The organism is Streptomyces sp. WM6386 (assembly GCF_000972385.1).
Lineage (GTDB): Bacteria > Actinomycetota > Actinomycetes > Streptomycetales > Streptomycetaceae > Streptomyces.
The window spans coordinates 1-370 of record NZ_JXTE01000621.1; the positions used below are offsets into that span (position 1 = coordinate 1).

The 370-nt window shown below is 72.2% G+C and carries 1 protein-coding gene; it reads left to right on the forward strand.

The window, feature by feature from the left end:
* Positions 1-370, forward strand: a 370-nt coding sequence (locus TN53_RS42970; protein ID WP_046264360.1) for a GAF domain-containing protein, incomplete at both ends; no start/stop codon positions are given.

The following is a 370-nucleotide window of genomic DNA, read 5'->3' on the forward strand; positions in this document are numbered from 1 at the left end:
CGCATTCCTGCGGGGCGCGGCATCGCCGGCTGGGTGGCGGTCTCCGGTGAGCCGATCGTGGTCGACGACCTTTCCGCCAGCACGTCCTTCGACCGCTCGCTGGCCCAGTCCACCCAGTACGTACCCGACGCCCTGATGGCGGCGCCGTTGATCCACGACGGCCAGGTGCTGGGCGTGCTGGAAGTCCTCGACCCGGCCGAGCAGGCCCGCTCAAGCCTGCCTGAGCTCGACCTGTTGTCCCTCTTCGCCAGGCAGGCTGCCCCCGCTCTGCGGTTCGCCACGTTGCGGCGCACAGATGCGGACCGCGTTTCGGCGGGTCCGCCGCCCGTCCGGCGGGCCGCGGCCACCCGGTTGATCCGCGAGCTGGAAG